Origin of the sequence: Pseudomonas sp. GM102 (genome assembly GCF_000282555.1) — a bacterium.
In the GTDB taxonomy this organism is placed as follows: Bacteria; Pseudomonadota; Gammaproteobacteria; order Pseudomonadales; family Pseudomonadaceae; genus Aquipseudomonas.
Map to the genome: position 1 here is coordinate 12,131 of NZ_AKJB01000063.1, position 19,331 is coordinate 31,461.

The window sequence follows — 19,331 nt, forward strand, 5'->3', positions numbered from 1 at the left end:
CTCGAAAGATCGCAGCCTCTGTAGGCGCTGCTGATGGCTGCGATCTTTTGATCTTCTGACCTACAGGGTAGAAAACTTGTACACCGTAGTCTGGCTATAGCGCTTGCCCGGATCCAGTCGTGTGGACGGGAAGTTCGGCTGGTTCGGCGAATCCGGATAATGCTGGGTCTCCAGAGTAAACGCCCCCCAATGCGGATAAACCTTGCCGGCCTTGCCCTTGACCGTGCCATCGAGGAAGTTGCTGGTATAGAACTGCACACCCGGTTCAGTAGTGTAGAGCTGCAAGCGGCGCCCGGATTGCGGATCGCTGACATCGGCGGCGAGTTTGCCCAGATCACCCTTGGCGTCCAATACCCAGTTGAAATCGAAACCGCCTTGTTTCGGTTCGGCGAACTTCAGTTGCGGGTGATCAGCCTTGATGTGTTGACCGATGGCGGTCGGTTGGGTGAAGTCCATGGGTGTGCCGGCGACCGGGGCCAGTTCACCGGTAGGGATCAGTTTGCCGGTGACCGGCGTGTAACGGGCTGCATGCAACGTCGCAAGCTGCTTCAGTACGTCGCCGTTGCCCGCGCCGGCCAGGTTGAAATAACTGTGGTTGGTCAGGTTCAGCACGGTGGGTTGGTCGGTGCTGGCCTTGTACTCGATGCGCAGCTCATTGTTCTCGGTGAGGCTGTAGGTGACTTCGGTTTTCAGGTTGCCCGGGAAACCCATTTCACCGCCCGCCGACAGATACGTCAGGGTCACGCCCACCGAATCCTTGCCTTTGTTCGGTTCGGCTTTCCACACCCGTTTGTCGAAACCCTGGGCCCCGCCGTGCAGTGAATTGCTGCCGTCGTTGAGTGGCACCTGATAGCGCTTGCCGTCCAGCTCGAAGGCACCGTTGGCCAGGCGATTGCCGAAGCGGCCAATGGTCGCGCCGAAGTACGCGGTGCCGCTTTGGTAACCTTGCACATCGTCGAAGCCCAGCACTACATCGTCGAGCTTGCCGTTTTTGTCCGGCACTTTCAGCGACTGCAGAATTCCGCCGTAGGTAATGACCGTGGCTTGCAGACCATGGCTATTGCGCAAGATGTATTGCTCGACGGGCGTGCCATCATTGGTTTTGCCGAAGGCTTTCTGTTCGCTGGACAAGCCAGCGGCGTTAGCGGGGAGGGTGGCGATCATCAGGGACAGTCCGAGGCCGGAGAGCAGGTATCGAGATTGAAGCATGGTTGACCTTCCTTTTTGTTGTTTTGTGAGAAGTAGTCATACTAATAATCGAGTTTTAACGCGATCAAGGAAGGATTTATAGCTTATCTACGCAGCGTTGCAATTATAAAGTATGACTAATAAGGGGCTGCTTTCACGGTGATCCGCGTTTACGGACCACCGGCACTGCACTTTTTCGGCTTTCGCGGTTCTATCCTTGGCCAGCCCGCGGCGATCCCCACCGCCGGCCCATGCCCAAGTTCAAGAACCCATGGCTCGAGTTTTACCCCGCTTTACCCCGCACATTCGCCGTTATTGCTGGCTGCTGACTGGCTTGTCGATGCTTTTCGTCAGTGGCTGCAGTCATCAGCCGGGCAACGATATCGTCAGCCAGTTTCGCAACGGCCAACCCCAGGAATTCCTCCAGACCAGCGTCGACCGCATGGCGACCCTGACGATGCGTGACAACCTCGAAAGCCTTTACCTGTTAATGAACAAGCTCTACCTGCGCAACCCGCAGGAGCTGAAAAAGTCCGGCTTCCTCGATGTCGGCACCGCGGAAAAACAAGTGCGCATGGCCATCGAGCAGCAAGAGCCGCTACCCACTCTCGGTGGCAAAAAAGACCTCGCCGCGCTGAGCTACGCCATGAGCCCGGAATTTCTCGGCGACCGGGTCGGTGCCTTCATCTATGCCATCGGCAGCATGCTGGTCACCGCCCACGGCAATCGGCTGGAGTTCTACATGACGGATGCGATCAACCCGACCTTCGTTAGCAATGCCGCGCGCAACATCGAAAAAGCCACCTGGATTTTAAGTCAGCGGCAAAACAAGCAAGGCGAGCCCTTGCTGTTTTCCAACGAAATTTCGGAGGAGGGCAGCAACCTGAGCTTTGCCGTGGAGTTCGGCAAAATCGTCGCGCGGCTGGACCTGCTGACCCAGATGCTCGACGAACGCTACCGGCGGATCGGCCTCAACTACGCCCAGAGTTTGCTGTTCCTGAATTTTTTGCCGGTGCAGTAATTCGAGTAGTGAACCCAATCCCTGTGGGATTTGGTTGAGAGGAAAAACTGTGTTCCTCCTCAATGAGTTGGCATAACGATAGACCGCATCGATATAACTGGTTATAAGAAAAATCGCTATGCTGCGACCCGGTTATTCTCCTGCGATTCTCTGGGCGTATTAATGGAATTCGGTAATTTCGGGTTGGTCGTTGCAGGTCTGGTGGTCGGCTTTATTGTCGGCATGACCGGCGTCGGAGGCGGTTCGTTGATGACGCCGATTCTGCTGTGGTTCGGCGTCAACCCGGCGACGGCGGTGGGCACGGACTTGCTGTACGCGGCCATTACCAAATCCAGTGGTGTGCTGGTTCATCGAAAGAACAAGAACATCGACTGGGCGATCACCGGTTGGCTGACCCTCGGCAGTGTGCCGGCAGTGGCGCTGACGCTGTGGTTTTTGAGCAGCTTGCAGACCTCGCCCGATGCGATGAACGCCGTTATCAAACAAGCCTTGGGCTTCGTATTGTTCGCCACGGCGCTGGCGATTTTCTTCAAGAAACGCTTGCTCGATTTCGCCCACAAACGGGCGGGCGGCCACTACAACCCTAGCGGCCCCCGCTTGAATGCACTGACTGTCATCACCGGTCTGATCCTGGGTGCCATGGTGGCCTTAACCTCCATCGGCGCCGGTGCTCTGGGTACAGTAGCGCTGTTCATTCTGTACCCGATGCTCCCCACCCGCCGCCTGGTCGGCACCGAAATCGCTCACGCCGTGCCCCTGACCCTGGTCGCCGGCCTGGGCCATGCAAGCATGGGCAACATGGATTGGCATATTTTGGGCTACTTGTTGGTCGGTTCGCTGCCGGGGATTTACCTGGGCAGCCATTTGACCGGGCGGATCTCCGACGAACTGTTGCGCCCATGCCTGGCCACGATGCTGGTGCTGATCGGTTACAAACTGGCGTTCTGATCCGGCACCGTATAGATCGCTGAATTTAGCGGAATCATGCCCTCGCTGATGTAGTCAAAATTATGACCACGTTCAGATGAGGTCATGACGTCCATGAACAGCCCCGTAAACGATCTTCTGCGACGGTTCCGCCGCCCCCGTGGCGAGCCACCCGACAACGCGGCCGACGTGCTGCGCCGTCATGCCGAACCGTTACCTGCACTCGACTCACCTGAATTCGGCGAACTGTTCGACCGCTTTGGCGATGCCAGCGTGGTGCTGATCGGCGAAGCCAGCCATGGCACCCAGGATTTCTACCAGACCCGAGCGGCGATCACTCGCCGCCTGATCGAGCAGCACGGCTTCGGCATCGTCGCGGTTGAAGCCGACTGGCCCGATGCCGGGCAGATCGATCGATGTGTCCGCGACCTGGGGCGCTCCGCCTGGAAAAAACAGGCCTTTGCCCGATTCCCCACATGGATGTGGCGCAACACGGCCGTGCAGACCTTTACCCGTTGGCTGCACCACCATAACCGCGGCTTGGCGCTTGAGCAGCGGGTGGAATTTCGAGGGCTGGATGTTTACAGCATGCGTCACTCCATCGACGAAGTGCTGGGCTATCTCGACAAGACCGATCCGCAGCTGGCAAAAGAGGCCCGGCATCGCTACAGCTGCCTGACGCCATGGCATGACGACCCGGCGCTGTACGGTCATTTCACCGAGCGGGGCAATATGGCCACGTGCGAGGACGCCGTGGTCGAGCAATTGAATGTGCTGCTGGGCGAACGGCTTGATCCGATGGTCGCCGACGACGAGGCGTTTTTCAGCGCCACCCAGAACGCCCGCGTCGTGCGGGCCGCCGAGCAGTATTACCGCGCCATGTACCGTGGCTCGACCGCCTCGTGGAACCTGCGTGACCTGCACATGTTCGACACCTTGCAAACTCTGATGGAGCATCGCGGGGCAGGCGCCAAAGCGGTGGTGTGGGCGCATAACTCACACATCGGCAACGCCGCCGCGACGCAAATGGGTTGGGAGGGGCAGTTCAATATCGGCCAGTTGTGCCGCACGGCCTACGGCTCACAAGCGGTGCTGATCGGCATGGGCACCGACCACGGCACCGTCGCCGCCGCCGACGACTGGGATGAGCCGATGCAGGTCAAACAGGTGACCCCGGCATTGGCCGACAGCTGGGAACAACTGTTTCTCAAGGCCGGCATCCCCGCAGCACTGCTCGACTGGCGGACGTCACCGAGCGAGGAATTGCTGGACGTGCTGGCCGAGCCATTACTTGAGCGTGCCATCGGTGTCATCTATCGACCCAGGACCGAGCGCCAGAGTCATTACTTTCAGGCCGTACTGGCAGAGCAGTTCGACGCTTTCGTCTGGATCGAAAAAACCCATGCGGTCTCGCCGCTGCCTGCACCTGAATTCATGGAGCATGAGGAAGATACTTTTCCGTTCGGCATATGACGGATCTCTATTCCCGGGTAAAAATCTCCAGCAGATGCCCGTCCGGGTCATCGAAATACACCCGCCGGCCACCGCCGTAATCATTGATCTCATTCGGCCGTTGCTTGCCAGGATCTGCCCACCAGGGCTGCTTGCGCGCTTGCAGGCGAGCGAAGGCTGCGTTGAAGTCTTCGTCGCCAATCAGAAACGCATAGTGTTGGGAGGCAATCGGCGGGTCGTTATTGTAGAAATCCAGCGACACACCGTTATCGAATTTGACCACCAGCATCGGTCCGAACGGCTCGGGATCGGGCAGGCCGAGGAGGTCGGTCAGATAGCGGGCCGACACCTGTTTGTCACGACACCAGACGATGGTGTGATTCAGCTGAGCGCTCATGGAAAAATCCTCACGGCGAATCAGGTCGTGCCATGAGATTAGCTCAGGCTGTTGCGCAATGACTGCCCTGACCTAAGCTTGGGGCAAGGCGAATACAAATACGTTGCCTCCCCCCGGAACGTTCGCCGCGATGCGCAATCATTAGAGCGTGGATATCAAAAGGAGATGCGCATGCTCATAAGGTCTTTGACCCTGGCTACTTTGCTGGCTTTCGTCGGCCCCCTGTTCGCCGCCGATGACGATTCCCCTCTGGTTAAAGACGTGGGCAGGGCCCGTCCCTTGATTGTCATCGCACCCAGTTCGGTCGACCCTACTTGGATCAGCCTGAAAAAATCGCTGGATGAACCCGCCAGTCGCAAAGGCTTCACCGAGCGAAACATGGTGCTGTACACCGTGATCAATACGATGGGGCAACGCGACGGCAAAGACCTCGACCCGCAAACAACGATGGCGTTGATTCGCTCGCTCAAGTTGGGCGCCGGGGCGAAGAGCAAAATCATCCTGGTCGGCAAGGACGGCGAAAAGAAGCTTGAAAAGGATGTGGTCGAGCTGAAAGAGATTTTCAGCACCGTCGACGCGCTGCCAGCCGCCGAAAAGGAAGCGACAGTACCGGTGCCAGCGCCGGTGGCTGAAGTTGCACCGGCCAAAGGCGCAAAAGGCAAACCGGCCAAGCCCGCCAAACCGCCTGAAATGCCGGATGATTGAATTGCCACTGAACTCTGTGGTGATCTTTTTAGGTAGGAGGGATGACTGTGAGGGGGATTAGTCCTTCTTCCAGAGGGTGTGTCGAAAATGACTGAGGTGGTCGTTTCAACCGCCTCAGCCCTCTGGTAGACGGTCCTGACTGTTTTAAGGTCGAGCCAGCAAATGACGGATTACATTAACCAATACAGGTGAGAAGGGCTGCAGGCGCCCGGCATCAGGCGTTTGCAAGTCCTCCAGAAGTAAGCCCAAGAAATCTTCGTCCTCATTCTGCAGCTCGTCGGGTGGCAGGTTCTGGGTATAAATCAACGCATCAACCAGAGTTTTACGTGCGCCGACAAGACCACGATTGCTTTCCTCTGTATGACCCAGATTCAACGCCTCAATGGAAGTATTGGCTCGGTCGGTATGCCCCTTCACCAGTCCAGACAGATAGAACTTCAGCTCGGTTTCGCATTCATCCATCAAAGGCGTCAGTGGCAGTGCTCGTGTGCCTCGACCGTGGCCGCATTGATGGGAGCGTTGGCAACTTGCGACTATGTTGGATAAGTCTAAAGTGCGATTTTGCGCGCGATCCTGAGCCTCAATATGCTCGTTATGAGCGTCGTCAATCGTGATTGCCTGGCAGCAATACGCACATAGGCCGTACTGTTCCGAGATACACGCTGAGCGAATGGACCGACTCTCTTCAACGGGCAAATCCCGGTAACGTAATGTGCTGTTCAAGCGCTTCCATCGAGTCAGCGCCTCCGGTTCAACTCCCTTGTTGATCTTACGCACGACGCAACTCCAGTTTGCGGATCAACAGTGCGGCCTTCGCCAGCTCCAGATGACCATCCGAAAGCTCCAGTGATAGTTCGGAAAACAACTTCCTGGCTTCGTCCAGGTCACCATCCTGCAGGCGCTCAAACAATCGATTCAGTTTTCGCTGTACCTCGCTGTTGCGAATATCGGTGTCCATGACGCTCAACAAAACCTGATTCGCATCAAGTCCATAAAGGCCATTGCGCTCTTGTAACTCCCCATCATCCAGCACGTAGCACAGCACATCTTTTGCGTCGCTGATGACGAGTGGAGAGTGAGTTGTCAGTACGAATTGGCAATTTGGAAAGGTTTCACTCAGCTGTCGGATCAGACTACGCTGCCATTTGGGGTGCAGGTGTAAGTCGACTTCATCAATCAGTACGATTCCGTCACCGTGTAAAGGGTTGTCCAGCGATTGATTCATCATGGCCAATCGGCGAGCGATGTCTCCGACCAATGCCATCATCGACTTTTCACCTTGCGACAGCTGGGAGACATTGAGCGTCACGCCGTCTTTGTCTATCGCCATATGCAGGCGCGGCTTGCGCTGCACTCTCAGATTGCTGAAGCCAGGCATGAACGCTGCGATAGCGGAGCGAACCGCTGTCAGCTGACGATCGCGGGATGAGGCCTTCAACTGGGAAAGGGTTTTCCAGATGTCACTGTCGTTACCGAACTTTTTGGAAATCTCGGCTAAGGCAGTATCAGATACTCCGGTTTCATTTTCGCTGTCTTCGCGTTCGCGAAACCATTCAAAGAAGCGTCGGAAATCTACGCCTCGATTTAGTGAATTGTCGTAGCCGTCTAGTTGATCAAAGGAATGTTTGGTACGGATTTTTAGCGGGATTTCCAGAACCGAACGCTCGACGGGGTAGTAGGCGATCAATGGGAGCGAGGCTTTATCATCTGCTGTCAGTTGGTTGCGGTAATGATCTGCAAGGCGACTGGCACCCGCTAATTCGCTATGGACAGCAGTATTTCGTCCTTTTTTGCCGCGGGCAGTGGTCCAAACGAACAGAATATCTTCAGGGGTAACCTTAGGAAGATCTGGACGTGCCTGTAAACGGTCTACTACGGCAATCGCAACCATCGCGACTGAGGCATCGTTTCGAATGTCCTCATCTGTAAGGTAGCTGCCAATGCCTTTCTCGGCACGAATCCTGGCGACCAACCAGCTCAGTGAGGTGGCCAGCGATTTTAAAAGTGTGGTTTTCCCGGCACCGTTGTTTCCCACCAGAACTGTCATGTTCGAGGGATGCTTGGGGGTGGGAGCCAAGTGAATGCTTAAATCGGTGAACCGACCGACATTCGTGAGATCGAAACTGAAAATTTCCATTACAACGCCCTATGGGGGTCAGTCGGTTTGAATACTTGAGCGCGCATTATGTCATTCCCAACCACGGATTGATCCGATGCCGTTTGGGGGCTTGGGAGGCCCATTAGATACAACGGTTTCGGTCGCATCACAACGGTCATCAATAAAAAGTTAGTTGCAGTGTATGCCCATGAAAATGAGCTGGGGCAAAGGACTGCAATTGCGTCGGACATTTCCTTCAAAACGCAGAGCACTCCATGAACTGGTGCGGTGGCGAGCATGCCGATAACCTTCTCCAGCCGCTGCAAAATCAGTGGTCGGATGTGGAAGTCCGGTGAGTACCGAGAGCGCATGTGCACCAGTAAACACATGTTGGCGTTTTTTTATGCCAACATTGTTGCTTATGGCGGCTGTGCGCAGGAGCACTCTTGAGTGCACTGGGTTTCTCTCGGTATCCCGGACTTCCACACCTGCGTACAGCTGCCACCCTCTCTGTGGAAGTGAGATCGGCAGTTTTCTTAATTACCGAGGTTCTTCACCCATGAAAAAAATAAGTCCTAACCCGCCCGAAACCCCAACCGATTCCGACCCCCTCGATTCCGTTCCACTGTCCGAAATCACCGAGCCCGCCGTCAGTGCTCGCTTACGTAACCCCAACCACGCCGACCCTATCAGCCATATCTTCACCATCATCCCCGGTGTCCATACAGAAACCCTGCTAAGCCACGCCTGTGAAACCCTCGCATCCCTGAACGTGCTGATCACCGACCTGGCCTGCAAGCTGGAAAGCTCCAACCGCAACGTGGCGCTGTCGATTCAGCAGTTGGCGGTAGTCGCGCAATTGCTGGTGAACCGCGCACTGGACAACATCGATTCGTCCGAAGGCGCGTCTGCCATTCAGCCAAGCACTCAACATTGATGAGGGAGGTTCCGTTATGGCTCGATACATGCCGATTACGGGCATCGACTGCACAACTGCATCGTTGCTGATTGATACCGAGGCGCCTGTGGACGTGTTGCATGACACAGCGGCCTATCGCATCAGAAGCGTGACCCAGCTATTGGAAACCCTTTCCATCGGCGAAGGGATCAGCCGCGATGCATTGCTGCTGCAGGACTTCGCGCGGGTGCTGGCGATTCCAATGCGCGACGGTTGTGATTTGATGGATGTGATCGGGCGACGATTGCAGGCACAGATTTAAATGCTGTAACGAAAATGAGCGACCTTAAGAGGTCGCCCATTTTATTTGCCAACGCCAAACCCTGTGGCGAGGGGGCTAGCCCCCGTTCGGCTGCGCAGCAGTCGTAAACCCGGCATCAGAGGTCTATCTGATACAACGCGGTGGCTGGTTTGGGGCCGCTGCGCAGCCCAACGGGGGCAAGCCCCCTCGCCACAGGTGCGCGGTTGCCCAGCCTCGATGGATTGTCGGGATTATTCAGTCAGCGCACTCATTATTTTGTGAGCGATTTTGACTCGTTCGGGGTTTGGGTAGTTTTTGTTGGCCAGGATCACGATGCCAATGTCCTTCGCCGGGATAAAAGCTACATAGGCGCCAAAGCCACCGGTTGAGCCGGTTTTGTTGATCAGCGCCGTATTGTGTTGAGGTTGGGGCGGGTTCAGCCACTTGACCTCATGCGCCTCAACCGCCATCTGCGACGAGTTGCCCGCCAGCAATGTATCGAGCGTTACCGGATAGTTGTAGAGCTCCCACCCCAACCCTTGAGTCATCTCGCCGACTTGGTAGTAGCCGGTGTGAGTGAGGGCGATGGCTTGCTGCAGGGGCTTTTCCAGCGACGTCGGATTCATGTTCGCCTCAACATAGCGAAGCAGGTCCGAGGCACTGGTTTTCACGCCATATGCTTCGGAATCCAGTGCGCCCGGTTCGACCCGCACAGGTTTGTCGTCCTTGTTGTAACCCTGGGCGTAAAGCCCCATCTGATCCTGCGGCACCTTGAGGTAGCTGTGCTTGAGGCCGAGTTTCGGTAGCAAGGTTTTTTCCATCAGCTTATCGAACGGCGCCCCCATGCTGTGCGCCGCCAGATAGCCAAACAACCCGAGGCTAGGGTTTGAATACTGACGATGAGTGCCGGCGGCGTAGGTCGGTTTCCACTGCTTGAAATAGCCGAGCATTTTTTCCTGATGGTCCGCATCACCGGGGAACTGCAGCGGCAGGCCGCCAGCGGTGTAGGTGCCGAGTTGCAGCACGCTGATGCTGTCGAACGCGCTGCCGCGCAATGTTGGCAGCACCTGACTGGCTTTGTCCGACAGGGGCAGTTTGCCTGTCGCCTGGGCATAGGCGGCGAGAGTGGCGGTGAAGGTTTTGCTCACCGAACCGACCTCGAACAGGGTGTCCTTTGCTACCGGGCGCCCGGTTTCTTTCGAGGCCACGCCGTAGTTAAAGTAATGCTGCTTTCCATTGAGCGTTATGGCCACGGCCATGCCGGGAATACCCTGGGCCTGCATGACAGGCCGGATGGCGTCGTTAACAATCGTATCGATGGGTTGATCCGTCTGGGCCGCGGCAACACAATGGCTGGCGCCGAATACCGTCACGCAAGCCGCAAGAATCTTCAATCTGGCCGTACTTCTGTTGTTCGTCATTGTTTCAATTCCATGATTTTTCGTGGTGTTAACCGCTACACTCCGAGCGGTTTTTCAAGCCGGTCCGCTGCTGGGCGAGCCAAATCTATGCAGTTTGGCGAAGACCGACAAACGACGATATTTCGGATGAGCCATTAGAAAATTTTGGGAGTGGGCATGATTCGACCTCATCTGCCGCTGAATGCGCTGCGCGCTTTCGAGGCGTCGGCACGTCATTTGAGTTTTACACGGGCGGCGGTGGAGTTGTGTGTCACGCAGGCGGCGGTGAGTCATCAGGTCAAAAGCCTTGAAGCCCAGCTTAACGTGACTTTGTTCAAACGCCTGCCCCGAGGCCTGATGCTGACCAGCGAAGGTGAAACCCTGCTGCCGGTGTTGCGCGAATCCTTCGACCGGATCGCCGAGACCCTGGAGCGTTTCGAGGGCGGGCATTTTCGTGAGGTGCTGACGGTGGGCGCCGTAGGGACTTTCGCGGTCGGTTGGCTGTTGCCGCGATTGGCGGACTTTCAGAAGAAACATCCGTTCATAGATTTGCGCCTGTCGACCAATAACAACCGGGTGGACGTGGCAGCCGAAGGCCTGGATTACGCCATTCGCTTTGGCGCGGGGGCGTGGCATGGGATCGAAGCGGTACGGTTGATCGAGGCGCCGTTGTCGGTGCTCTGCGTCCCCGAGATTGCGCGGCAATTGCACACACCGGCCGATCTGTTGCAGCAAACGCTGTTGCGTTCCTATCGCACGGATGAGTGGCCGGAGTGGTTTCAGGCAACTGGTCTTTCGGCCCATGCCGCACCGCCCCGGAGCATCGTCTTCGACTCGTCGCTGGCGATGATGGAAGCGGCGTTGCAAGGGGCGGGCGTAGCATTGGCGCCGCCCTTGATGTTCTCTCGACAACTGGCGGCGGGTGCAATCGAGCAACCGTTCGCCATTGGGATCACCACGGGCAGCTACTGGCTGACCCGCTTGCAGTCGCGGCCTGAAACGTCGGCGATGGCCGCGTTCAAGGGCTGGTTGCTGCAAGCTTCGCTTTAATACAAAAACCCGTGGGAGCGGGCTTATGTGGCGAGGGGGCTTGCCCCCGTTGGAGTGCGCAGCACTCCCAACACCATCACCGGGTTTCGTCTTAAAGAACCGATTGGCCATTTTTGCGACTGCTTCGCAATCGAACGGGGGCAAGCCCCCTCGCCACACAGGCTCTTCCACAGGGATTGCAATGTTTCAGAGTTACCGCACCAGGCACGGCCGCTTGTTATCGAATTTCCACCCCGGAATCAGAAACTGCATCGCCACGCTGTCATCCCGCGCACCCAGACCCATGCCTTTGTACAGCTCATGGGCCTTGGCCAGTTGATCCATGTCCAACTCAACCCCCAAGCCAGGTTTTTTCGGCACCTGCACGCAGCCGTCGACGATTTGCAGCGGCGCTTTGGTCAGGCGTTGGCCGTCCTGCCAGATCCAGTGGGTGTCGATGGCCGTGATCTCACCCGGCGCAGCCGCCGCGACGTGGGTGAACATCGCCAGGGAAATATCGAAGTGGTTGTTGGAATGCGAACCCCAGGTCAGGCCCCATTCGTGGCACATCTGCGCGACTCGAACCGAGCCTTGCAGGGTCCAGAAGTGCGGGTCTGCCAAAGGAATATCTACTGACTGCAACTGGATCGCATGGCCCATTTCCCGCCAATCGGTAGCGATCATGTTGGTCGCGGTTTTCAGGCCCGTGGCACGACGGAATTCAGCCATGACTTCGCGGCCGGAATAACCGTTTTCCGCACCGCACGGGTCTTCGGCGTAAGCGAGAACGTGATGCTGATCCCGGCACAGGCGGATCGCTTCTTTGAGCGACCAGGCGCCATTCGGATCAAGGGTGATGCGCGCATCGGGAAAGCGTTCGGCGAGGGCGGTGACCGCTTCGATTTCCTCGTCGCCACTCAACACGCCGCCCTTGAGTTTGAAGTCCTTGAAGCCATAACGGGCGTGGGCAGCTTCCGCGAGGCGCACCACGGCGCCGGCGCTCATGGCTTTTTCGTGACGCACACGGAACCAGTCGTTATCGGCGTCCGGTTCGCTGCGGTAGGCCAGATCGGTTTCGTTGCGATCACCGACATAAAACAGATAACCGAGCATCTTCACTTCGTCGCGCTGCTGGCCTTCGCCGAGCAGGGCCGCGACCGGTACGTCCAAATGCTGGCCGAGCAAGTCGAGCAGGGCGGCTTCAAGGCCAGTAACCGCGTGAATGGTGATGCGCAGGTCGAAGGTCTGCAGGCCGCGACCACCGGCATCGCGATCGGCAAAGGTCTGGCGCACTTGATTGAGGATCTTCTGGTAAGTGCCGATCGGGCTGCCGACCACCAGTGCGCGCGCGTCTTCCAGCGTCTGGCGAATGCGCTCGCCACCCGGCACTTCACCGACGCCGGTGTGGCCGGCGTTGTCCTTGAGGATCACGATATTGCGCGTGAAAAACGGGCCGTGGGCGCCGCTCAGATTGAGCAGCATGCCATCGTGACCGGCCACCGGCACAACCTGCATGCTGGTGATGATCGGGGCTTTTGCGGCTTCTTGTGGGTTCATTTTCTTGTCCTTTAAACCGTGCTCTTACATGAGTGTTCAGGCGTGATTAGGTGCTGGTTTGCCCAGGGCAACCACAGGTGCAGGTTTCGGTTTATTGCGCGCGGCAAAGACGATGATTGCGGCGATGATCGAGGTGGCGGCCAGGCCGTACAGCCCGCCCTGAATCGAGCCGGTGTGTTGTTCCAACAAACCGAAGGTGGTCGGCGCAACGAAGCCACCGAGGTTGCCCACCGAGTTGATCAGTGCGATCACGCCAGCGGCGATTCGTGCATCCAGGTACGCCTGGGGAATCGGCCAGAACAGCGACGATGCGGACTTGAAACCCAGCGCGGCGAAGCAGATGGCGACGAAGGCGAAGATCGGCCCGCCGGTGGTGGACATGAACATCCCGGCGGCAGCGATCAGCAAGGCTGTGGCGACCCAGGCTTGCTGGTGTTTCCATTTGGCCGACAGCGTGGCGAAGGCGTACATGCCGACGATCGACAGCAACCACGGAATCGAGTTGAACAACCCGACCTGAATGTCGCTCAGGTCGCCCATCTTCTTGATGATGCTCGGCAGCCAGAAGGTCGCGGCGTAGATGGTCAATTGGATGAAGAAGTAGATCAGGCAGAACAGGATGATCTGGCGATCCTTGAGCAGCGTGCCCAGCGACGGTTTGATCGGCGTCGCGGCTTCGCGGGCCAGTTGTTCGTCATCGATGGCTTTGACCAGTGCGTCCTGTTCGGGAAGGGTCAGCCATTTGGCGTCGTGAGGTTTGGAGTCCAGCCAGAACCAGACAAACACGCACAGCCCGACCGAGAACATCCCTTCAATGAAGTACATCCACTGCCAGCCATGCATGCCCAAACCGCTGATTTGCAGTAGCAACCCGGACAGCGGACCGGAGATCAGCGATGCGATGGCCGAGCCGCTGAGGAAGATCGCAATCGCCTTGCCGCGCTCCACACCGGGCAACCAGCGGGTGAAGTAATAAATCACCCCGGGGAAGAAACCGGCTTCGGCCACACCGAGCAAAAACCGCAGAATGTAGAAGTGGGTTTCGTTCTGGATGAACGCCATGCAGGCGGCCACCAGGCCCCAGGTCAGCATGATGCGGGTCAGCCAGATTCGTGCGCCGACTTTTTGCAGGAGGATGTTGGAAGGGACTTCGAACAGCGCGTAACCAATGAAGAACAGACCGGCTCCGAGGCCGTAGGCGGCAGCGCCAATGCCCAGGTCATGTTCCATGTGGGCGCGGACGAAACCGATGTTCACACGGTCGATGTAGTTGACGATGAACATGATCACGAACAGCGGCAGGACGTGGCGTTTCACTTTCGAGATGGCGGACTTCAGGACCGAATCGGCGCCCTCGGTCATCCCGGATATGGATGTATTCACTGCTTTTTCTCCCACTCGTTATTTTTATGCGGGGTGTGGCTTGGTGTTGCGTTGTTGATAGACATCATACAACTAGATTTTTTTGGTCGACAAGTGCTGTCTCTCAACAAAATGGTGCTAGGTGGGAGGGTCTTTATTCTGTTTCTGGCTCTGTGTGGCGTATTTGCTGGGTTCTGTCTGGATTTGTTCAGTCAGTTATTTTCTCTTTATCGCGACGATGAGCCTGGGTTCGTTGAGTTTAAATCGTCTATTTCAGCATGATGATTGAGTGTTGTCGTACAAGTTTGGCAGCATTTTGTTGAGATTCCCGTCACCGAAAAGCGAACGCAGTGCTACGATCCGGATACCTGCTTTACGGATAAATCACCATGCAAGAAGACATCGACGCACCCGCCCGCAAGCGTGCCCACAACCTGGCCCATGATCTGGTGAGCAAACTGACCCAGAGCATCCTGCTCGGCCAGATGGTGCCGGGGGACAAGTTGCCTTCGGAGAACTCGATTGTTCAGGAGCATGGCGTCAGTCGCACGGTAGTGCGCGAGGCAATCTCGAAGTTGCAGGCTTCGGGGCTGGTGGAAACCCGTCACGGCATCGGCACCTTTGTGCTCGAGCGAGCACCGGATCAGGGGCTGCGGTTGAATGTCGATACCGCGCTGGGTGTGCGCAGTATTCTGGAGTTGCGCATGGGTCTGGAGACCCAGGCTGCGGCGCTGGCTGCGGTTCGTCGCACAGACCAGCAGTTGGCGCAGATGCGTGAAGCGCTGGATGACTATCAAAGCCTGTTGGCCAACAACGACAGCTGCGTTGAGGCGGACAAACGCTTCCATCTGCTGATCGCCGAAGCCACCGGCAACGTGTGCTTCACCGAGATCATGCAGCACCTGGGCAGCGCCATGATCCCCCGGACGCGCGTCAATGCCGCCGAGCGCGGGTCGGCGGATTTGAGCAAGCTGGGGCAACTCGCCAACCTCGAACACGAGGCGATTCTCAACGCCATCAGACGCCAGGATCCAGATGCGGCGCGGGCGGCGATGTGGTTGCACCTGACTAACAGCCGCGACCGCTTTTCGGCTGATCGGTAGCCGCCGTTTGTCTCCTCGATAGCACCCCTTTTTCAGGCTCGTTTCCAACCTGTACGGCCCGGATTCGCTGGGCCTGATCAGTGGAGGCGCGTCATGGCTTACGATCAAATCCTTCAGGGTGGAACTTCCGATAACGACCCTGTCAGACCCATTCCCGATATGGACGATCCGTCGATGGATCAAGACGCACCACCCGGCATGGACCCTTCGCGAGACCCGGCCGATACGGACATTGATCATCCTGAAGATTGGAGGGACCCGGCTCTGGACCCGGATCTGGATGACGACATTCCGGCGCCGGATGAAGAAACGCCATTGTCCGATGACAGGCGATAAATGAAACCCGGCCGATGTGCCGGGTTTTTTGTGATTGCTGGTTCATCGCGTCATCGTTCTTCGCGGGCAGCCTCGCTCCTACAAAAGCACCGCCCCCCCGTAGGAGCGAGGCTTGCCCGCGAAGGCGCCAGGCCCATCAACACCAATCAGCGATCAAGCACTGGCCACCTGAGTCCCAAAAAACCGCCTCTCCAGATTCAACGCCAACACACTGACCAGCACCACCACCGCACCCATCACCACCATCAACGTCGGCTGCTCGCCCAAGCCAACAGACGCAATGGCCATGGCCGCAGGCGGAATCAAATACATCGTCATCGTCGCACGGCTCAAATCCACATGAGCCAATACAAATGCCCAGGCCAGGTAGGCGAGGGCGCTGGGAAACACGCCCAATGCAAGCACTGCCCATTGCACGTGAAGCGGCGCGGTGACGATTTCGCTGGTCAGCCCCGGCAGATAAACCAGCAACAACGCCGTCCCCGACCAGACGGTGTAGCAGACCAGCGTCAACCCGTCGTAGCGCCCGGACTGATGCTTTTGCAACGCAAAGTAGAAACTCCAGGACACCGCCGCCAGCAAAATCAGCAAGCCGTGAGCGTCGATACTCCCCAATCCATGATCACCAGCCACCACAATCACCACGCCGGTCAAACCCAGAAACACGCAGCCCCAGCGCCAGACGCTCACCCGGTCCTTGAACACGAAACGTGCCAGCAGCGTACTGAACAACGGCGTGGTTTGCGCCAGCACACTGGACGCCCCGGCGCTGACCCCTTGCTGGCCGAAATTCAGCGCGACGTGATGCAGGCTCACGGCAAAGAAACCGAGGACGATCAGCAGCGGGCAGTCGCGAATGTTCGGCAGGCGGATGCCTCGGAACACGGCGACTACTGCCATGAATACCGATGCCACCAAAAACCGCAGCAGCGCCAGATGCCCCGGGTCATAGGCCTGCAAACCGATATGAATACCGGTCGGGGAATACCCCCAGCAGGCGACGACGAACGCCGTCGTCAGAATGATTTTGACGGAGTGATTGGAGGCGGGTGTGAGTGGTTGCATGGTCAGGCACCTGTGGGCGTATGCGCCGAGTATCGGAAGCCTGACCGTTCGCCACAACTGACTTATACTGCGTCAACCGTTCACTTTGGGTGATGTATGGAGCTGGCGCAGATTCGCATGTTCAAGACCGTCGCCGACGTCGGCAGCATCGCCCGGGCGGCCGAGTTGTTGCACTGTGTGCCGTCGAATATCACAGCGCGCATCAAGTCCCTGGAAACCGAGCTGGGTGTCGCGCTGTTTCTGCGCGAGGGCCGAGGGTTGCGAATCAGCCCGGCGGGCCAGACCTTTTTGGCTTACGCCGCGAAAATTCTCGCGCTGACGGCTGAAGCCAAACGCGCGCTGGACCCGTCGGCCGAGCCCTCCGGGCCGTTGCGCATTGGCGCCATCGAGTCGTCGGCGACCGGTAGATTGCCGCGGTTACTGGCCAAGTTTCATAAGCGCTATCCGGGCGTTGCGCTGGAATTGACTACCGGCAGCTGGGGCCAATTGCTCGATGACACGCTCAATCACCGGCTCGATGGTGCGATCGTCGCGGTGGATGTCGAGCGCTCACACCTCAAGCGCACGCCGATGTACCGCGAAGAGCTGCTGCTGATTGCTTCGACGTCGCTGGGGCCGGTGCGCGATATCACCGATTTGCAGGACAAGACCGTCTTCATGTGGCCTCAGGGTTGTCCTTACCGGGCGGCGCTGGAGCATTGGTTGCTGCGTCAGGGGCAGGCATTGCCGATTGTCAGCCTGGCCAGTTATGGCGCGATTGTTGGCTGCGTCAGCGCCGGGGCCGGTGTAGCACTAGTGCCCAAAGGGATCTTCGATCAGTACGCCAAAGGGGCGGGGTGCGCGGGGTATGAATTCCCCGAGCTGACGGCTATCGATAACCTGTTTTACTGGCATGAAAACGCCGGGGTTCACCCGGCGCGGGAGGCGTTTGTGGCGATGTTGCGCGAAGAGTTTGCCTGATCACTTGGGGCTTACCCTGATGCCAGGCAGTCAAGCGCTATTCATGTGGGAGCGAGCCTGCTCGCGATGACGCCGGTACATTCAACATCAATGTGACTGACACGCCGCTATCGCGAGCAGGCTCGCTCCCACAGGTTCAGTGTCGTGCCTTTGATGATTTTCAGCTCACGCCCACATCTCGCATCAACAACCCAAAGCGCAAATCCACCGCGTCCGGTATCGGCAAATACACCGTGTGCCCATCCCCCGGCGCCACTTCAATCGCCTCGTCTTTGACGTTCTGCAGCTGATGCAAATCGAAGTGAAAGTTGCCCTGGGGCGTCATCAGTTCCAGGTGATCGCCCAGGCCAAAGCGATTTTTCACCCGCACCTCGGCCAGCCGATCCCGGCGTTCGCCGGTCAGTTCGCCCACGAACTGTTGGCGTTCTGAGACCGAGCTGCCGTTCTGGTAATTCTGATATTCGTCATGCACATGTCGACGCAAAAAACCTTCGGTATAACCACGTTGGGCCAGGGATTCCAGGTCGGTCATCAAGCTGCGATCAAACGCTCGGCCAGCCACCGCATCATCGATTGCGCGGCGATACACCTGGGTGGTGCGCGCGCAATAGAAGTGCGATTTGGTCCGGCCTTCGATCTTCAATGAATGCACGCTCATCTGCGTCAGGCGCTCGACATGCTGCACGGCGCGCAGGTCCTTGGCGTTCATGATGTACGTGCCGTGTTCATCCTCGAACGCCGGCATCAGTTCGCCAGGGCGATTGGCTTCTTGCAGCAGGAACACTTGATCGGTCGGCGCGCCGATGCCCAGGGTCGGTTCGGGACGGAGCTGCTGAACGATTTCACCAAGCTGATTTTCGACGGCCGGTGTCGCCGAGTATTTCCAGCGGCAGGCGTTGGTGCAGCTGCCCTGATTGGCATCGCGCTTGTTCATATAGCCTGACAACAGACAGCGCCCGGAATAGGCCATGCACAACGCGCCGTGGACGAACACTTCCAGCTCCATCGCCGGAACGTGCTGGCGGATTTCGGCGATTTCTTCCAGCGACAGTTCGCGGGACAGGATGATCCGGTTCAAGCCCTGTTGCTGCCAGAACTCGACGCTGGCCCAGTTCACCGTGTTGGCCTGCACCGACAAGTGGATCGGCATCTGCGGGAAGTGCCGACGTACCAGCATGATCAGGCCCGGGTCGGACATGATCAGCGCGTCCGGCGCCATGGCGATCACCGGTTCCAGGTCCTTCAAGAAGGTTTTGAGCTTGGCGTTGTGCGGGGCGATGTTCACCACCACATAGAAGCGCTTGCCCTGAGCCTGGGCCTCGGCGATGCCGAGCGCGAGGTTGGCGTGATCGAATTCGTTGTTGCGCACCCGCAGGCTGTAGCGCGGTTGGCCGGCGTACACCGCGTCGGCGCCATAGGCGAAGGCATAACGCATGTTTTTCAGGGTGCCGGCAGGGGCGAGCAGTTCCGGGGGCGTGAGCGTCATGGCGCTGGTCATGGCAGTGTCGATCGCAAAAGCCGGCAAGGGTAAG

19 protein-coding genes are annotated in these 19,331 nt (G+C 57.9%); 10 read left to right on the forward strand and 9 right to left on the reverse strand.

Annotation, left to right across the window (positions count from 1 at the left end; translation table 11 throughout):
• Window positions 1-60 precede the first annotated feature (60 nt).
• A complete protein-coding gene (locus PMI18_RS13225; protein WP_007901713.1) occupies window positions 61-1,209 on the reverse strand; it encodes an aldose epimerase family protein in 1,149 nt (382 codons plus the stop codon).
• Window positions 1,210-1,459: 250 nt separating this feature from the next.
• Here PMI18_RS13225 and PMI18_RS13220 point away from each other — a divergent pair, with 250 nt between their 5' ends.
• The 3 genes from PMI18_RS13220 to PMI18_RS13210 all read left to right on the forward strand — a co-directional run bounded on the left by PMI18_RS13220 (window position 1,460) and on the right by PMI18_RS13210 (window position 4,609).
• Window positions 1,460-2,209, forward strand: a complete 750-nt coding sequence (locus PMI18_RS13220; RefSeq protein WP_007901715.1) for a hypothetical protein — start codon at window positions 1,460-1,462, stop codon at window positions 2,207-2,209.
• A gap of 162 nt (window positions 2,210-2,371) precedes the next feature.
• Window positions 2,372-3,157: a sulfite exporter TauE/SafE family protein gene (locus tag PMI18_RS13215; protein ID WP_007901717.1), complete on the forward strand. Its 786-nt coding sequence runs from the start codon at window positions 2,372-2,374 to the stop codon at window positions 3,155-3,157.
• Between the two features lie 93 nt (window positions 3,158-3,250).
• Window positions 3,251-4,609 (forward strand): erythromycin esterase family protein, encoded by a 1,359-nt coding sequence (locus tag PMI18_RS13210; protein ID WP_007901719.1) that lies wholly within the window; start codon window positions 3,251-3,253, stop codon window positions 4,607-4,609.
• A gap of 7 nt (window positions 4,610-4,616) precedes the next feature.
• On the opposite strand, the gene PMI18_RS13205 is transcribed toward PMI18_RS13210, so the two are convergent.
• A complete protein-coding gene (locus PMI18_RS13205) occupies window positions 4,617-4,985 on the reverse strand; it encodes a VOC family protein (protein WP_007901721.1) in 369 nt (122 codons plus the stop codon).
• A 171-nt stretch (window positions 4,986-5,156) separates the two neighbouring features.
• Here PMI18_RS13205 and PMI18_RS13200 point away from each other — a divergent pair, with 171 nt between their 5' ends.
• The gene (locus tag PMI18_RS13200; RefSeq protein ID WP_007901724.1) at window positions 5,157-5,690 is read left to right on the forward strand and encodes a DUF4174 domain-containing protein; all 534 of its coding nucleotides are present in this window, start codon (window positions 5,157-5,159) and stop codon (window positions 5,688-5,690) included.
• 144 nt (window positions 5,691-5,834) lie between these two features.
• On the opposite strand, the gene PMI18_RS13195 is transcribed toward PMI18_RS13200, so the two are convergent.
• Both PMI18_RS13195 and PMI18_RS13190 read right to left on the reverse strand, forming a co-directional pair.
• The gene (locus PMI18_RS13195) at window positions 5,835-6,467 is read right to left on the reverse strand and encodes a retron system putative HNH endonuclease (RefSeq protein ID WP_007901726.1); all 633 of its coding nucleotides are present in this window, start codon (window positions 6,465-6,467) and stop codon (window positions 5,835-5,837) included.
• Complete coding sequence (locus tag PMI18_RS13190; protein ID WP_007901729.1) at window positions 6,460-7,827, reverse strand: AAA family ATPase; 1,368 nt, start codon at window positions 7,825-7,827, stop codon at window positions 6,460-6,462. Before PMI18_RS13190 ends, PMI18_RS13195 begins: the two co-directional genes overlap by 8 nt.
• Window positions 7,828-8,347: 520 nt before the next feature.
• Between PMI18_RS13190 and PMI18_RS13185 the strand changes: the two genes are divergently transcribed.
• A complete protein-coding gene (locus PMI18_RS13185; RefSeq protein WP_007901732.1) occupies window positions 8,348-8,725 on the forward strand; it encodes a DUF6124 family protein in 378 nt (125 codons plus the stop codon).
• 16 nt (window positions 8,726-8,741) lie between these two features.
• The gene (locus tag PMI18_RS13180) at window positions 8,742-9,008 is read left to right on the forward strand and encodes a hypothetical protein (protein WP_007901740.1); all 267 of its coding nucleotides are present in this window, start codon (window positions 8,742-8,744) and stop codon (window positions 9,006-9,008) included.
• Window positions 9,009-9,238: 230 nt separating this feature from the next.
• On the opposite strand, the gene ampC is transcribed toward PMI18_RS13180, so the two are convergent.
• Window positions 9,239-10,408, reverse strand: coding sequence for a class C beta-lactamase (gene ampC / locus PMI18_RS13175; RefSeq protein WP_007901742.1), 1,170 nt, complete (start codon window positions 10,406-10,408; stop codon window positions 9,239-9,241).
• A 156-nt stretch (window positions 10,409-10,564) separates the two neighbouring features.
• Here ampC and PMI18_RS13170 point away from each other — a divergent pair, with 156 nt between their 5' ends.
• Complete coding sequence (locus tag PMI18_RS13170) at window positions 10,565-11,437, forward strand: LysR family transcriptional regulator (RefSeq protein ID WP_007901743.1); 873 nt, start codon at window positions 10,565-10,567, stop codon at window positions 11,435-11,437.
• A 192-nt stretch (window positions 11,438-11,629) separates the two neighbouring features.
• Here PMI18_RS13170 and gudD read toward each other — a convergent pair whose 3' ends face one another.
• Together gudD and PMI18_RS13160 are read right to left on the reverse strand one after the other, a co-directional pair.
• Window positions 11,630-12,973, reverse strand: coding sequence for a glucarate dehydratase (gene gudD, locus PMI18_RS13165; RefSeq protein ID WP_007901744.1), 1,344 nt, complete (start codon window positions 12,971-12,973; stop codon window positions 11,630-11,632).
• A gap of 36 nt (window positions 12,974-13,009) precedes the next feature.
• On the reverse strand, window positions 13,010-14,356 hold the full coding sequence (locus tag PMI18_RS13160; RefSeq protein WP_007901746.1) for an MFS transporter: 1,347 nt from the start codon (window positions 14,354-14,356) through the stop codon (window positions 13,010-13,012).
• 368 nt (window positions 14,357-14,724) lie between these two features.
• Here PMI18_RS13160 and PMI18_RS13155 point away from each other — a divergent pair, with 368 nt between their 5' ends.
• Together PMI18_RS13155 and PMI18_RS13150 are read left to right on the forward strand one after the other, a co-directional pair.
• Window positions 14,725-15,438 carry a FadR/GntR family transcriptional regulator gene (locus tag PMI18_RS13155; protein WP_007901747.1) on the forward strand — a complete coding sequence of 238 codons (714 nt, stop codon included), beginning with the start codon at window positions 14,725-14,727 and terminating at the stop codon, window positions 15,436-15,438.
• A 93-nt stretch (window positions 15,439-15,531) separates the two neighbouring features.
• Window positions 15,532-15,774, forward strand: coding sequence for a hypothetical protein (locus PMI18_RS13150; protein WP_007901749.1), 243 nt, complete (start codon window positions 15,532-15,534; stop codon window positions 15,772-15,774).
• Window positions 15,775-15,927: 153 nt separating this feature from the next.
• Here PMI18_RS13150 and PMI18_RS13145 read toward each other — a convergent pair whose 3' ends face one another.
• A complete protein-coding gene (locus tag PMI18_RS13145; RefSeq protein WP_007901751.1) occupies window positions 15,928-16,839 on the reverse strand; it encodes a DMT family transporter in 912 nt (303 codons plus the stop codon).
• A 96-nt stretch (window positions 16,840-16,935) separates the two neighbouring features.
• Here PMI18_RS13145 and PMI18_RS13140 point away from each other — a divergent pair, with 96 nt between their 5' ends.
• On the forward strand, window positions 16,936-17,799 hold the full coding sequence (locus PMI18_RS13140) for a LysR family transcriptional regulator (protein ID WP_007901753.1): 864 nt from the start codon (window positions 16,936-16,938) through the stop codon (window positions 17,797-17,799).
• Between the two features lie 160 nt (window positions 17,800-17,959).
• On the opposite strand, the gene trhP is transcribed toward PMI18_RS13140, so the two are convergent.
• Window positions 17,960-19,285, reverse strand: coding sequence for a prephenate-dependent tRNA uridine(34) hydroxylase TrhP (gene trhP, locus PMI18_RS13135; protein WP_033036522.1), 1,326 nt, complete (start codon window positions 19,283-19,285; stop codon window positions 17,960-17,962).
• Between the last annotated feature and the right edge of the window lie 46 nt (window positions 19,286-19,331).

Bases quoted from the DNA above. Each gene is read 5' to 3' on its own strand.
- PMI18_RS13205 (WP_007901721.1), bottom strand. From the start codon at position 4,985: ATGAGCGCTCAGCTGAATCACACCATCGTCTGGTGTCGTGACAAACAG.
- PMI18_RS13225 (WP_007901713.1), bottom strand. From the start codon at position 1,209: ATGCTTCAATCTCGATACCTGCTCTCCGGCCTCGGACTGTCCCTGATG.
- PMI18_RS13140 (WP_007901753.1), top strand. From the start codon at position 16,936: ATGGAGCTGGCGCAGATTCGCATGTTCAAGACCGTCGCCGACGTCGGC.
- gudD (WP_007901744.1), bottom strand. From the start codon at position 12,973: ATGAACCCACAAGAAGCCGCAAAAGCCCCGATCATCACCAGCATGCAG.
- PMI18_RS13210 (WP_007901719.1), top strand. From the start codon at position 3,251: ATGAACAGCCCCGTAAACGATCTTCTGCGACGGTTCCGCCGCCCCCGT.
- PMI18_RS13200 (WP_007901724.1), top strand. From the start codon at position 5,157: ATGCTCATAAGGTCTTTGACCCTGGCTACTTTGCTGGCTTTCGTCGGC.
- ampC (WP_007901742.1), bottom strand. From the start codon at position 10,408: ATGACGAACAACAGAAGTACGGCCAGATTGAAGATTCTTGCGGCTTGC.
- PMI18_RS13145 (WP_007901751.1), bottom strand. From the start codon at position 16,839: ATGCAACCACTCACACCCGCCTCCAATCACTCCGTCAAAATCATTCTG.
- PMI18_RS13220 (WP_007901715.1), top strand. From the start codon at position 1,460: ATGGCTCGAGTTTTACCCCGCTTTACCCCGCACATTCGCCGTTATTGC.
- PMI18_RS13180 (WP_007901740.1), top strand. From the start codon at position 8,742: ATGGCTCGATACATGCCGATTACGGGCATCGACTGCACAACTGCATCG.
- PMI18_RS13150 (WP_007901749.1), top strand. From the start codon at position 15,532: ATGGCTTACGATCAAATCCTTCAGGGTGGAACTTCCGATAACGACCCT.
- PMI18_RS13215 (WP_007901717.1), top strand. From the start codon at position 2,372: ATGGAATTCGGTAATTTCGGGTTGGTCGTTGCAGGTCTGGTGGTCGGC.
- trhP (WP_033036522.1), bottom strand. From the start codon at position 19,285: ATGACGCTCACGCCCCCGGAACTGCTCGCCCCTGCCGGCACCCTGAAA.
- PMI18_RS13155 (WP_007901747.1), top strand. From the start codon at position 14,725: ATGCAAGAAGACATCGACGCACCCGCCCGCAAGCGTGCCCACAACCTG.
- PMI18_RS13170 (WP_007901743.1), top strand. From the start codon at position 10,565: ATGATTCGACCTCATCTGCCGCTGAATGCGCTGCGCGCTTTCGAGGCG.
- PMI18_RS13185 (WP_007901732.1), top strand. From the start codon at position 8,348: ATGAAAAAAATAAGTCCTAACCCGCCCGAAACCCCAACCGATTCCGAC.
- PMI18_RS13190 (WP_007901729.1), bottom strand. From the start codon at position 7,827: ATGGAAATTTTCAGTTTCGATCTCACGAATGTCGGTCGGTTCACCGAT.